Raw genomic sequence first — 12,972 nt, forward strand, 5'->3', positions numbered from 1 at the left:
CCAAAGAAGTTACGAAACGGCGTGCGGGCGGCGGACGAACGCGTTCGACCGTAGAAGCAAGCCCACAGAATTAAAGGAGAATGTCATGCTGCATCTGTATCACGCGCTCATTTCAACGTGCAGCCAGAAGGTGCGGCTCGTACTTGCAGAAAAAGGGCTTGAATGGATTGGTACGGAGATCAATTTCGGCAGAGGAGACCACCTCTCTGCGGATTATCTGAAATTAAATCCCAACGGGGTTGTGCCGACGTTGTTACATGATGACCACCCAATTATCGAGAGTTCGGTCATCAACGAATATCTTGACGAAGCTTTCCCGGACAACAGCGTTCGACCGAAGAACCTCAGGAGGCTCGCCCACATGCGGGCCTGGCGGCAATATATTGATGAGGTACCGACGCCGTCGATACGTCCGATATCGTTCAATACTTTTTTCGTGCCGATCTGGTCCAAGATGACCGAAGAAGAGTTCTTGGCGTATACGGAGCGACTGCCCCTTCGAAAGCACTTCTATCGAAAAATGGGCCGCAAGGGATTCTCGCAGGAGGAGATGGAAGCTTCCATAGAGCGTCTAAACCAAACAATTGATCGTATGGAGGTGGCGCTCGAAAACGGCCTTTGGATAGTCGGCGATCAGTATACTTTGGCTGATGTCAGCCTGACGCCGACGATAGTCAGGCTGGAGGATTGCGGACGCTCCGATCTCTGGGATCGCAGGCCCCGGGTTGCTGGATGGCTGGAGCGCATTAAAACCCGTCCGAATTTTGATGTCGCCTACGTGCCAGGATCACGCGATTTGGGGCCACATAACTGACCTCCAGCATGTGGTCGTTGGCGATGGAGTAGCAGCTATGATAAGGTGAGCATCCTGCGTCGAAGAACAACGGTGGGCTGTCGAGACTCGATGCCGCCAGTGCCTGTTCCAGCGTCGCCGTGACATCCGAAGCGCTTATAGTGTGCCCTAGTCGTCACGCCACAATGTGGCGGGAGAAGTCATCCAACTTGTCTTTAGTAAGGCAATTTGAGACTGATCAGTCATTTCGAGAAGAGAGGCTCTGGCTCATCGCCGGCGCCTTGCCTTCGACCCGAAGACCCCGGAAGCGCCAACCTCGAGCTGCGCCTTCCAGGTTGTGATCTAGGGCGTGGACTCATTAGCAAGCAGCCTGTTTGAGCTGCACCCGGTTCTGTTGACACCGGCTTAGACTAATCCCGCTCTTTGCTCGAACTCCATAGGGCTCAGATATCCGATGGTCGAGTGACGCCGCTTCGGATTATAGAAGCGTTCGATGTAGTCGAACACATCTGCCTTGGCTTCGTTCCTTGTTCGGTAGATCTTGCGCGCGGTTCGCTCCGTCTTCAACGACGAGAAGAAGCTCTCCATCGCCGCGTTGTCCCAGACATTTCCAGACCGGCTCATTGAACAGACGACGCCGTGGTCGGCCATCAATCGCTGGAACTGCTCGCTGGTGTATTGGGCGGATTCAACTGGTCGTCGCAACACCCGTCGGAGGAGTTGTGATGAGCATTAAGAGACGGCGTTCCCATCGATCTGGTAGAGCTCCATTGCGGTCGCCAGGCCGCCCTCCGGTAGCGAGCCGGAGCGCGCGTAGCCGGTTTTGGGCGCTAATCGCGGACGGTATAAGCAGCGAGTGTGCTGCGATCGCGGCAGGTGCGTCGCAGCCTTTGGGACCAAGATGGTTTCGGGAGGCGGGCGGTATGCCACCAGCGATATTCAGATCTTCGGCGAAGCCACTCTCTGGGCGCTATCTGTCGTTGGCCGAACGCGAGGAGATTGCGCTGCTTCGCGTCCAGCACTTTGGGCTGCGTGAGATCGGACGTCGGCTCGGCCGGTCCGCCTCGACGATATCCCGCGAGATCCGGCGCAACGCAGCGACACGTAGTGGCGGGCTTGAGTATCGCGCGACGACCGCCCAGTGGCATGCTGAGCGTTCGGCCCGCCGCCCGAAGGTGGCGAAGCTTGTCGCGAACACGCCTTTGCGCTCCTATGTGGAAGAGAAGCTAACCGGTGTTGTGGCTTCTTCGAGCGGTGTTTCTATTCCCGGGCCGATCGTGCCCTGGAAGGGGCGCCGACACGGCAAGAGGCAGGATCGACGATGGGCACGGGCATGGAGCCCGGAGCAGATCGCCAGGCGGCTGCAGATCGACTTCCCGGACGACGAGACCATGCGGATTAGCCACGAAGCCATCTACCAGGCGCTATTTATTCAGGGGCGCGGTGCACTTCGGCGCGAGTTGACGGCCTGCTTGCGAACCGGGCGAACATTGCGGACGCCAAGGGCACGATCGCGTGGACGAGGAAAGGCGTTCATCTCACCAGAGGTCATGATTAGCCAGCGCCCTGCAGAAGTCACGGATCGTGCGGTGCCCGGGCATTGGGAAGGTGATCTTATCCTTGGATTAGGGAGTTCGGCGATCGGCACGCTTGTTGAACGCACGACGCGGTTCACCATGCTGCTGCACCTTCCGCGTTTGCCGGGGCACGGTTGTTCGCCACGGGTGAAGAACGGGCCGGCTCTCGCAGGTCATGGCGCGGAGGCTGTTCGTGATGCCATCGCGCGTACAATTGTCACTTTGCCCGAGCAACTCCGTCGCTCCCTGACTTGGGATCAGGGAGCCGAGATGGCCCTCCGTGCCAATGACCATGAGACATCTGAGTCCGAAGAGTTTAGCCTCGGGGCGTAGGACAGAGATCACATGGTTATGCCGAATAGAGATGTGAAGTTGGGTGCGGCCGCGGGGGCTGGTGCGGCGGAAGGCCGGAGGCCGGCCGCCGTGCCAGCCCCCGCGGCGACGACGCCTGAACTGTCTGATCGCCCGCGGCGTCGAACCTTCACCCTGCAGGACAAGCTGCGAGTTCTGGCGGAGATCGACCGCGCCCCCGCGGGCGGCACCGGCGCGATCCTGCGCCGAGAGGGCCTGTACTCGTCGACCCTGAGCGAATGGCGCCGACTGAGGGACGCTGGCATGCTCGGCGGACAGCATCCGGTCAAACGTGGACCCAAGCCCGCGATACGCAACCCGATGGCACAGGAACTGGCGCAGACCCAGCGAGAGAATGCGCGGCTGTTACGCAAGCTCGAGCACGCCGAAGCCATCATCGCGATCCAAAAAAAAGTGGCGGCCTTGCTGGCGACAGCAGACAGCGACGACGCATGATGGTCGACGCAATTGTCGCCCTGGCGGTAACGCCTCGTCTCACCGCCGGCGCGTGCTGGGCTCTGAACGTGTCGCGTGCCAGCGTCTATCGTCGGCGCGCGCATTTGGCGAGGCCGCCGACGTTACGTCAGCCGAGACCAAAGCCGCCACGCGAGTTGGCCGCCATCGAACGCCAGAACGTGCTGGATTTGCTGCGCGCCCCACGCTTTGCCAATCAGGCTCCCGCCGAGATCTACGCCGGCCTGCTCGACGAAGGCATTTACCACTGCTCGATCCGGACCATGTACCGCATCCTGGTTCAAAGCCAGGAAGTCCGCGAACGTCGTAACCAGCTGCGGCATCCGATCTACAAAAAGCCCGAGCTGTTGGCGCAAGCGCCCAACGAGGTCTGGTCCTGGGACATCACCAAGCTGATGGGACCAGCCAAGTGGTCCTACTTCTATCTCTACGTCATCATCGACATTTTCAGCCGGCGTATTGTCGGCTGGTGTGTCGCCGATCGGGAAAGCGCCACGCTATTCGCGGCGTTGTTCAAGGACGCCATCACCAAACATTCGGTACCCATCGGTCAACTCACCTTGCATGCCGACCGTGGTGGCCCGATGCGAGCCAAGACTACCGCGCTGCTGCTCGCAGATCTCGGCGTCACCAAGTCTCACAGTCGGCCGCACACCTCCAACGATAATCCGTTCTCGGAGAGCCACTTCAAAACCATGAAATACCAGCCGCAGTTTCCGCAACGTTTCGGCTGCATCCAGGACGCCAAGGCGTTCTGCCGCGGCTTCTTCGACTGGTACAATCAGGTCCATCACCATGCCGGAATAGGCCTGATGACGCCCGACCAAGTGCACTTCGGTCAGGCCGACCAGGTCCATGCTGCCCGCCAAATCACGCTCAACGGTGCCTTCAGCAGAAACCCCGAACGTTTCGTCAGAAAGCAGCCTGAACCGCCTGCAAAGCCGATCGCGACCTGGATCAATCCGCCCGCGGACCGACATCCAATTCAAGCCTAAATACAAAACTGGACTGTCTCATAATCGTTGACACGCTCCGTGGCGCAGCATGCTCGATTGAAGATCGATGCTGGCGTACAGGTCTATTTCTGTGATCCGCAAAGTCCTTGGCAGCGAGGAACGAACGAAAATACCAACGGATTGCTTCGGCAGTATTTTCCTAAGGGGACCGATCTCAGCGTGCACGGCTCCGACACGCTTGCTGCTGTTGCCGAGACCCTCAACACCAGACCGCGCAAGACCCTCGGTTGGAAGACACCCGCGGAGGCGCTTGACCGGCACCTCCAATCCGCTAACCATGGCCCTGTTGCGACGACCGATTGAATCCGCCTTGGCTGCCCCGGTCGGAATGGTGTAGCAGCGCATCAGGCTTGCCTCGTCGCCAGATTGCCATGACGAGGGCGTCGGTCACAAGTTGCGCCGTCATTTCGGTTTGCATCGACCAGCCTACTACGCGCCGAGAGAACAGGTCGATGACGGCCGCCACATAAATCCAGCCTTCCGCCGTCCAGATATAGGTGAAGTCAGCAATCCACTTGCGGTTGGGAGCCGCCGCTTCGAAGGCGCGGTCAAGCACGTTGGCAGCGACAGCGCTCGCCTGACGTTCACCCACATCAGGAGGAAGGCGACGCCGTCGTGGCCGCGCCCTGAGAGCTTGTAGCCGCATCAATCGTTCGACCCGGTGCAGTCCGCACGATACACCTTCTGCCAGCAGGTCGTGCCATACACGCCTGGCGCCGTAGGTGCGGTCGCTCGCAAGGAAGCTGGCTCGAACCTTCGCACCCAACTCCTCATCGCTTCGGCTACGCCGACTGCGTGAACGCGTCAGCCAGGCATAGAACCCACTTCGCGAGACACCGAGCGCCTCGCACAACCAATCCGCCGGCCAGAGCCCCCGGTGCTTCGAAATGAAACCGAACTTCACATCGATTCTTTCGCGAAGTAGGCCACGGCTTTTTTTAGGATGTCGCGCTCAGCCTTCAGTTTGGCAACCTCACGCCTGAGACGCGTGATCTCCTGCTGCTCCGGCTTCATCTGACCTTGGCCGGGAAACGCATGTTGTGGGTCGTCGGCGAACTTCTTCACCCATTCACGCAGCTGCGTCGGATGAACGCCGAGGTCTTCGGCAGCCTGAGCGTAGGACACGCCCCGATCCTTGATCAGCTTGACCGCCTCAAGCTTGTACTCTCGCGTAAACTTTCGTCTCTCCATGACACACCTCCAGCTCCATAAAACACCTAACTTGGTGTCTTCGGAACCGGGTGCAGCTCAGTTCGTCGTCAGGCAATTTGAGACTGATCAGGTGTTTCGAGAAGAGAGGCTCTGGCTCATCAGTGGTTAGAGTTTAAGCGGCCTGCAGTCGGTGCTGCAAGCGACGGTTTGCGATGGTGGCAAGTTTGATGCGTCTGCGTTATACGATGATCGCCTCCGCTCTGCCGTAGTAGACGTCCGCTGGCGTGACGTTGTTGATGCTCTCATGATAGCGGGCGTGATTGTAATGCTCGACGAAGGCTACGATCTGTCGTTCGAGATCTCCGGGTAAATAATAGTTTTCCAGCAGAATGCGGTTCTTCAGGGACTGGTGCCAGCGCTCGATCTTGCCCTGGGTCTGGGGGTGATACGGTGCTCCCCGCACGTGCTGCATGCCCTTGTCATCGAGCCAGTCAGCAAGATCGCCCGCAACATAAGACGCGCCATTGTCGCTGAGCAGCCTTGGCCGCTGCACGACGGTGGCACTATCGAGGCCTGACGCGGCTAGTGCCTGGTCCAGCGTGGCCGTGACGTCGGAAGCGCACATGGTAGGCCCGAGCCTCCAGGCCACGATGTAGCGCGAGAAGTCGTCCAAAATCGTCGACAGGTAATACCAGCCCCAGCCCGTGATCTTGAGGTAGGTGAAGTCCGACTGCCAGAGCTGGTTGATGGCGGTAGTCTTGTCCTTGAACTCGTTCGCCGCCTTGATCACCACATAGGCCGGGCTGGTGATCAGGTCATGCGCCTTCAACAGCCGATAGACCGAAGCCTCGGAGACAAAGTACTTTCTCTCGTCAGTGAATCGCACGGCCATGTAGCGCGTCAATCTGGATGGGAACGCGCATTGCCTCGCTTGGACTGTTGCCTAAAATGACCTCGTTGCCTCACCGGTTTTGTTCCTTTCAGGCGCAGGGCGGTGGCGGACATGAGGCAGGTAAGCATGGCGACGATGGACGAGCTTGTTGCGGCGATCGGCGATCGCTACGCGCGGTCCGGGCGCGTGGACAAGGGCCGGATTCTTGACGAGTTCGTCGCCGTCGCCGGGATTCACCGCAAGCACGCGCAGCGTCTGCTGAAGACTGCCAAGCCGAGCCGCCGGTCCGATCCGCGCCCGGGACGGCGGATCTACGACGACGCCGTACGCGAGACGTTGGTACTGCTTTGGGAAGCTTCCGATCGGATCTGCGGCAAGCGGCTCAAGTGTCTTCTACCTGCGCTCGTCGCGTCCATGGAGAGCCACGGCCATATCTGCCTCGCCGACGGGGTTCGCGCCGCAATTTTGTCGATGAGCGCGGCGACCATCGATCGGTCCTTGCGGGAAGCAAAAGAACGATCCGGCGGCCGCAAGCGCCGCCGGGCGGTCGCGTCGGCGGCGCTGCGCAGAAGCGTGCCGGTTCGGACCTTCTCCGACTGGAACGACCCGCCGCCGGGCTTCTTCGAAGCCGATCTCGTCGCTCATAGCGGCCCGTGCGCCGATGGCAGCTTCGTGCAGACGCTCACCCTCACCGACATAACCACCGGTTGGACCGACTGCATGCCGCTTCTCTTCCGCGAGCAGACGCTGCTGACCGAGGTGCTGTCGCAGATGCGCACGCAGTTGCCGATGCCCGTCCTTGGGTTCGACACGGACAACGACACTGTCTTCATGAACGAGACCGTCAACGCCTATTGCACGGCCAACGGGATCGAGTTCACCCGCTCGCGGCCCTATCGCAAGAATGACCAGGCCTGGGTCGAGCAGAAGAACGGCGCCATCGGCTGGCGCTTGGTCGGCTACCGCCGCTTCGAGGGCCTGGAAGCCACGGCCGAGTTAGGCCGACTCTACGCGTCGGCGCGGCTGTTCATCAACTACTTCCAGCCATCCTTCAAGCTCGCCGAGAAGCACCGCGACGGCGCGCGCGTTCGAAAGAAATATCACAGCCCGGCGACGCCCTATCAGCGGCTGCTGGACGATCCGCGAACGCCGCCGGAAGTCGCTCGCCGGGTCGGCACGATCTACGCGACGCTCGATCCCGTCCGTCTACTTCAGGACATCCGCGCACGGCAGTAGCGGCTCGTCGACATGGCCGACACACCGCTACGAACGGCGAACGCAACGAAGTCGCCGCCAACGATCGAGCAGTTCCTAGCCAGCTTGAAGACAGCGTGGCGAGAAGGCGAGCCGAACCCCGCGACGCGGCCGAAGCCGAAAGTTCCGCGCGGACGCCGAAGGCCCGATCCACTGGCGGCGGTCTCCACCGAGATCGAGGCCTGGTTTGCAGCGGAGCCGTGGCGGACCTCGCGCGAGCTGCTCGACCGTCTCCAGTCGGCTTATCCTCGAAAATATAGCGACGGCTATCTGCGCACGCTTCAGCGGCGCCTGAAGCACCTGCGGCGCCAGGCCGCGCATAATCTTGTCTTGGGAACGGCGCCGGAAGCTGCGCCAAGCGTCAGCATGCCGGCTCCTTCGTAGACTTCAGCGGCCCGCAAGCCGCTCGCTCGCTACAGCGCGTTGGGAAGCGCGCTTCGCGAGCGGCTTGCTTCCAACAACGCTACGGCCAAGGGCAACATTTTGAATGAGGCAACGAAACGGCCTTCGGGAACAATCTCGGATGCGGCAATACGCGTTCCCATCCAGATTGACGCGCTACAAGCGGTCATACCAACGATAAAACGTTGAACGCGGGATGCCGAGTTTGTCCAGTGTGCGCTTGGCCGGCAGGTGCGACCCTTCGACCAGATCAATGATCTCGGCCTTCTCGGATGCGGGATACCTCATGCCTCGTCCTCCCCATCCCCGTTCATGTTTTTTTTGAGCAGGCGATTTTCGAGGGTGAGGTCGGCAACGACCTCCTTCAAGGCGGTGGCCTCACGACGAAGATCCTTGACCTCACCAGGCGTTGCGGCTCGCGCAGTGTCACCGGCCAATCGGCGCTTGCCGGCCTCAAGGAACTCCTTGGACCAGCCATAATACATCGAGGCGGCAATACCTTCACGGCGACAAAGCTCGGAGATGTTCTCCTCGCCACGCAGCCCTTCCAGCACGATGCGGATCTTCTCTTCGGCCGAATAATGCCGACGCGTCTGGCGCCGGATGTCCTTCAGCACTTGTTCTGCGGGCGCTTTGCCCGGTACGGATTTCTGTTTCATCTTCGCTCCTTGCGGCTACGATGAACCAGAAATCCTCCCTTCGTGAAGTCCCTCAATTTGTCTCAAGGGTGTGCTAACGGGGAACACGATGAGAGGCGGCTGCTGAAGCTGCAGCGCGACCTGGCCGCAGTAAAGCTGCTGATCATCGATGAACTGGGCTATGTGCCGTTCTCGACGGCCGGTGCCGAGCTCTTGTTCGAGGTGTTCAGCGCGCGCTACGAACGTGGCTCGACCATCGTCACTTCGAACTTACCATTCGAGGAATGGACATCGGTGTTCGGCGCCGAGCGCTTGACCGGCGCGCTTCTCGACCGGCTGACCCACCATGTCCACATCCTGTCGATGAACGGCGAGAGTTATCGGCTGACGCAATCCGCACGCCGCCGGAAACCCGCCGCCATGGACGTGGGCGACCAGTCTGCCGTCGAGGCCGTTGATCCAGACACCGGCGAAATTACCACCCGGTAGTCTCGGAACAATTCTCGCCGCCGACATGCAAAGGGGCCCGATCGAGCCCCCTTGCATGTCGGTGGATCCCCGCCTCACTGGCCTGCTTTTACTCCGCCACGCTGGCCTGGTTTCGATCCGCCTTTGACAGGTGTAGCTTATAAAGAAGCGTCGGGTTCTACTCTTTTATTGGTATCGTCCAGCCGCTTTCGCGTAGCTATCAGATCACCACTGATTGTCAGCCCGGTTGAGACCATGCGCCTGCCTCCTCCAGGATCTCCATCGATTGATCAGTAAATTCCGCTTTCGGGCCATCGCCACCGATTACGAACATCAGAATCGACTCTTCATTTGGATCGCCGTCGGCTGTGACGTTTTCAAAGCGTCGCGCCACTCCGGGCGGAAACGAAACCACGTCGAGGGGGCCGGCATCAACGTAATCGACGCCACCGCTTTCATTTTCCCAACTGCAGCGCCAAGTACCGGTCATGGGAATGAACGTCTCGTTGGTGTCGTGGTTGTGCATCATTGGACCGTTGCCGGGCTTGGCACGGCAATAACCGAGGTTAAAGCCTTCGGAAATCTTGATTGCGGCAAGGCGCGACGCATTGTCACCAACTGGCGAAGTTACTGCGCCGCCCTCGCCCTTCGGGGGTTGAAAACCAATCACGTTGTAAAGGGTACGGATGCAGCCTTCCATCTTACTGTCAGGAAGGCCGCCATCCGAGCCCTTTAAATCCTTGAAGTACGCGACCCGTTTCAACATTTCCTGCCGAGCTAGGCCAGACCGCGGAAGATTTTCCATGTTGCTTCCTTCTCTTGACAGATTTCCAGCAAAGACGTTTCTCAACCTATGTCGACAGATTTTCAAGCAACCGATTTTGCTGCTGCTTGGCGACCAAAGCCATCACTTCGTCGCTCCATAGCCTGTCGCGTCTTACTATTGGGCGATAGCCCATTCGTTGCATCCCGATCGTAAGCTGTCAATAGCCGCATAGTCTATTCCGACGTCTTCTAGTAGAAGAAGGTTTGAAAAAGAGAACTTACAATGACCGTGCTGACCAAAGCAAAGTTCGTCTCGCCGCGAGAAAAGGCTGTGAAGAAGCGCCTGCGCCTGAATCCAGTCGATCGGGAACGGCAAATTCTAAACGGTGCTATTGCGTACTTCGCAGAACGCGGATTCGACGGACCAACGCGCGAATTAACCTCGCGCCTAGGGGTGTCGAAAGGTCTGCTTTATCGATATTTTCCGGGCAAGGAAGCTCTTATAGACCGCGTCTATGAGGAAGTCTTTCTCGGTCGGTGGGATGCTGATTGGGACAGTTTGCTGGCTGACCGCTCTATAAAGCTGCGTGATCGATTGCAGCTATTCTACGGCAAGTACGCCGAAACAATGTTGCACGATTACGAATGGGTGCGAATTTATCTCCTATCAGGTCTTGCCGGGGCTTCCATCAATAATCGATTCAGTACTTTCGTCACTGAACATATCTACAAGCCGGTACTGAACGAGCTCCGCTACGAATTTGACGCGCCAGCTATTACGCGGTTGCCCGCTTCAGAGGGCGAAATGGAATTGATGTGGGGACTGCACGGCGCAATTTTTTATATTGGCATCCGGAAATGGATCTATCACGCGGAGGTTCCTAAGGACGCGCCGGGCGCCGTGTACTTATTAGTTGACGGCCTATATTCAAATGCTTGCAAAATGATGACTGCGGAGAGGAATGCGAAGACCAGAGTTGTGCGTCGTAAAAGTTGAAGCAGTAGGAAGGGTAGCTTTCGCCTCGCTTCCCCGATACCGAAATTATCACTCTGCCGTATACTTGAAATTAGGCGAGAAGGCACGATCTCCAGCCTCGACAGGGCGTTGCCCGCAGCTTGTTCGAAAGATCGGCTGACTAAATTTGCGTCGTAGGCCGTGCGAACGATCTTTCGCACGGCCGATAAATCGAAGTATAACTATTTCAGCTCGCACACAATCCATTCGTTTTCATGCTTCAAGCGGTGCACAATTTCTACAGAGAGAATCTGTTCCGCGAAGCAGCCTCTAGCCGCAGCTCGAACGAGGCGTTTTTGAGCGTCCAGAGAAGAAACAGTATCAAATTCGATATCAAGAAAAAATTTGTTTGGGTGCGCAACATATGGCTCTTGACCGTCACGCTGAGCGAACCATTCAAACCTTGCCTTGGTGCTTAAGCCATGAACCTGAACCCCGCATTGGCGAGCGAAAGTGCGCATCTGCGTCATGAAACATGTTACTACTCCGGCCGTAAAAAGCGCCAATGGTTTTGGCGCGGTTTCGTCGCCGCCGTGAAATTTGCCTTCGTCGCTCGCGAGGTCCCACATCTGAAGGCGTTCGGGTTCAGTCATCCCGACCTTTACATCGTTCCTGCGTTTTCCTGAAGAGTATCCAGTAAGCTCGAAGCTAACTGGAAACCTTCCGGTGAGCGTTGTGCCATCTACTTCAACGTATTTGGGCTTGACTGTTGCGTTCATCGAGCTAGCTCCGTTTGCAGGTTGCATTCTTTATCAGCGACGGTGTCCGAGCCCAAACACTATCGATTCACGCGGATAGATCTTCAACAAATTACCTATCACAGCGATACGTTTTATGTATGATCAGTAGGCTTCGCGACGATATCAGTTGATAGGCCGGATAAGCATTTGCGCATCGCACACGTTAACCAGGGGAAGTTTAATGGATGCGCAATCCCTACGATGCTTTCTTCGAATAGCTGAACTCGGCAGTTTCGGGAAGGCGGCGCATGCACTAAATGTGACGCAGCCTACGTTGAGCAGGCGCATCGCGCTCCTAGAAAGCGAGCTTCGTACTAAACTGTTTGTTCGTCACCAGCGTGGTGTCAATCTTACTCCTTCTGGTCTGGCACTAGTTACAAGGGCTCTTGGCGTTGCGCGACAACTCGATGAGCTGCAAGAAGATATCAAGACGCTCGACCAAGAGCCGAGCGGAAGCCTAGCCATCGGCCTGCCTCCATCATTGGTCGCAGTGCTGAATGGTCCGCTAGTTCAAGCGTACAGCAGCAAATATCCTCGCGTAGATCTCTTTATATATGAGAGCATAAGCGACGTTCTAGGCGAAAAGCTCGCTTGCGGCGATCTCGATGTTGCGTTGATGTTCTCAACGCGGTCCCGCTTAAGGAATGTATCTACGAAAGTATTAGCGATTGAGGAAATAGTGTTGGCCAGCTCTCCTCACTGTTCGCCCGCTAAAACGCGGCTGACGATGTCAGACATATCCAAACTTCCACTCGTGCTGTATAGACTGCCAAATTATATCCGATGGAGAGTCGATATTGCATTTCAGCAGCAGAACATTAAGCCGGTTGTCAGGTCGGAAACGAATACATTGCCTATGTTACTTGAGTTGGCTAGGCGGGGGGTCGGATCGGCCATCTTGCCTAGGTCGGCAGTGGAGCATGATGTCTCCTTGAATCGTTTGATGGCCATCCCAATTCGAGGTATGTCGGTCACATGGACGCTTGCGGTTTCTCGCAACCGCGAACACTCCGCGGCGGTTCGCGCACTTATTAAGTGCATTGAGGAACTCGTTCTCAAGCAAATCAAGGCCGAGAGATGGAAGGCGACACTACAAACTAATTCCACATGGCAAATCTGATGTAAATTGAGAACGAGGGGCGGTTCGCTGAAGTACATTCAGCTACGAGTATCTGAATAGAGTGCTACAACAAGCATCTCGCTCCGTGAACCTGCAGGTGACAGATACGCTTTGAGCTTGCATGCTCAATGGCACCCCGAAGCGCTTTTACTCACGAAAGTAGATCGTGTCGCGCGCAAGCGTGCCAGCAGCAGAGCTTCAGGACACAGCAGCGGCGTCTTTGACGTTCTGTTGGCAGTTCGACCAGCGAAAACGCTCGCCGCGAAAACAAAACATTGGACTTTCCCGCCTCGCACGAATGACATGCGCGATGCA

General features: G+C 57.7%; 6 protein-coding genes and 8 pseudogenes. 8 read left to right on the plus strand and 6 right to left on the minus strand.

Annotated features, from left to right (window positions below; all coding sequences use genetic code 11):
- The first annotated feature begins 85 nt into the window (after positions 1–85).
- Positions 86–814 carry a glutathione S-transferase family protein gene (locus tag FNL56_RS07290; protein WP_143581880.1) on the plus strand — a complete coding sequence of 243 codons (729 nt, stop codon included), beginning with the start codon at positions 86–88 and terminating at the stop codon, positions 812–814.
- Positions 815–1,198: 384 nt separating this feature from the next.
- Here the strand turns inward: FNL56_RS07290 and FNL56_RS07295 are convergent.
- Positions 1,199–1,477, minus strand: a pseudogene (locus FNL56_RS07295) (IS3 family transposase); the annotation flags it as partial.
- Positions 1,478–1,518: 41 nt separating this feature from the next.
- Here FNL56_RS07295 and FNL56_RS07300 point away from each other — a divergent pair.
- The 3 genes and pseudogenes from FNL56_RS07300 to FNL56_RS07310 form a co-directional block, all read left to right on the plus strand.
- Positions 1,519–2,655, plus strand: a pseudogene (locus FNL56_RS07300) (IS30 family transposase); the annotation flags it as partial.
- Between the two features lie 305 nt (positions 2,656–2,960).
- The gene (locus tag FNL56_RS07305; protein ID WP_246661631.1) at positions 2,961–4,190 is read left to right on the plus strand and encodes an IS3 family transposase; all 1,230 of its coding nucleotides are present in this window, start codon (positions 2,961–2,963) and stop codon (positions 4,188–4,190) included.
- 39 nt (positions 4,191–4,229) lie between these two features.
- Positions 4,230–4,514: pseudogene (locus FNL56_RS07310) on the plus strand (IS30 family transposase); the annotation flags it as partial.
- Between the two features lie 7 nt (positions 4,515–4,521).
- Here the strand turns inward: FNL56_RS07310 and FNL56_RS07315 are convergent.
- Together FNL56_RS07315 and FNL56_RS07320 are read right to left on the minus strand one after the other, a co-directional pair.
- Positions 4,522–5,402: pseudogene (locus FNL56_RS07315) on the minus strand (IS3 family transposase); the annotation flags it as partial.
- A gap of 133 nt (positions 5,403–5,535) precedes the next feature.
- Positions 5,536–6,261, minus strand: a pseudogene (locus tag FNL56_RS07320) (transposase); the annotation flags it as partial.
- 105 nt (positions 6,262–6,366) lie between these two features.
- On the opposite strand from FNL56_RS07320, the pseudogene FNL56_RS07325 reads away from it, so the two are divergent.
- Positions 6,367–7,893 (plus strand): annotated as a pseudogene (locus FNL56_RS07325) (transposase).
- Between the two features lie 183 nt (positions 7,894–8,076).
- Here the strand turns inward: FNL56_RS07325 and FNL56_RS07330 are convergent.
- Positions 8,077–8,570, minus strand: a pseudogene (locus FNL56_RS07330) (transposase); the annotation flags it as partial.
- An 87-nt stretch (positions 8,571–8,657) separates the two neighbouring features.
- On the opposite strand from FNL56_RS07330, the pseudogene FNL56_RS07335 reads away from it, so the two are divergent.
- Positions 8,658–9,038: pseudogene (locus FNL56_RS07335) on the plus strand (ATP-binding protein); the annotation flags it as partial.
- 217 nt (positions 9,039–9,255) lie between these two features.
- On the opposite strand, the gene FNL56_RS07340 reads toward FNL56_RS07335, so the two are convergent.
- Complete coding sequence (locus FNL56_RS07340) at positions 9,256–9,822, minus strand: cupin domain-containing protein (protein ID WP_143581881.1); 567 nt, start codon at positions 9,820–9,822, stop codon at positions 9,256–9,258.
- 243 nt (positions 9,823–10,065) lie between these two features.
- Here FNL56_RS07340 and FNL56_RS07345 point away from each other — a divergent pair, with 243 nt between their 5' ends.
- Positions 10,066–10,779, plus strand: a complete 714-nt coding sequence (locus FNL56_RS07345; protein WP_143581882.1) for a TetR/AcrR family transcriptional regulator — start codon at positions 10,066–10,068, stop codon at positions 10,777–10,779.
- 200 nt (positions 10,780–10,979) lie between these two features.
- On the opposite strand, the gene FNL56_RS07350 is transcribed toward FNL56_RS07345, so the two are convergent.
- Complete coding sequence (locus FNL56_RS07350; protein WP_168204641.1) at positions 10,980–11,516, minus strand: OsmC family protein; 537 nt, start codon at positions 11,514–11,516, stop codon at positions 10,980–10,982.
- Positions 11,517–11,718: 202 nt separating this feature from the next.
- On the opposite strand from FNL56_RS07350, the gene FNL56_RS07355 reads away from it, so the two are divergent.
- Positions 11,719–12,657, plus strand: coding sequence for a LysR family transcriptional regulator (locus FNL56_RS07355; protein WP_143581884.1), 939 nt, complete (start codon positions 11,719–11,721; stop codon positions 12,655–12,657).
- Positions 12,658–12,972 lie beyond the last annotated feature (315 nt).

It is taken from the genome of Tardiphaga sp. vice304 (assembly GCF_007018905.1).
In the GTDB taxonomy this organism is placed as follows: Bacteria; Pseudomonadota; Alphaproteobacteria; order Rhizobiales; family Xanthobacteraceae; genus Tardiphaga.

What these genes read in the sequence shown, in the direction of transcription:
- FNL56_RS07290 (WP_143581880.1), top strand. Translation starts at nt 86, where the DNA reads ATGCTGCATCTGTATCACGCGCTCATTTCAACGTGCAGCCAGAAGGTG.
- FNL56_RS07345 (WP_143581882.1), top strand. Translation starts at nt 10,066, where the DNA reads ATGACCGTGCTGACCAAAGCAAAGTTCGTCTCGCCGCGAGAAAAGGCT.
- FNL56_RS07350 (WP_168204641.1), bottom strand. Translation starts at nt 11,516, where the DNA reads ATGAACGCAACAGTCAAGCCCAAATACGTTGAAGTAGATGGCACAACG.
- FNL56_RS07340 (WP_143581881.1), bottom strand. Translation starts at nt 9,822, where the DNA reads ATGGAAAATCTTCCGCGGTCTGGCCTAGCTCGGCAGGAAATGTTGAAA.
- FNL56_RS07305 (WP_246661631.1), top strand. Translation starts at nt 2,961, where the DNA reads ATGGCGCCGACTGAGGGACGCTGGCATGCTCGGCGGACAGCATCCGGT.
- FNL56_RS07355 (WP_143581884.1), top strand. Translation starts at nt 11,719, where the DNA reads ATGGATGCGCAATCCCTACGATGCTTTCTTCGAATAGCTGAACTCGGC.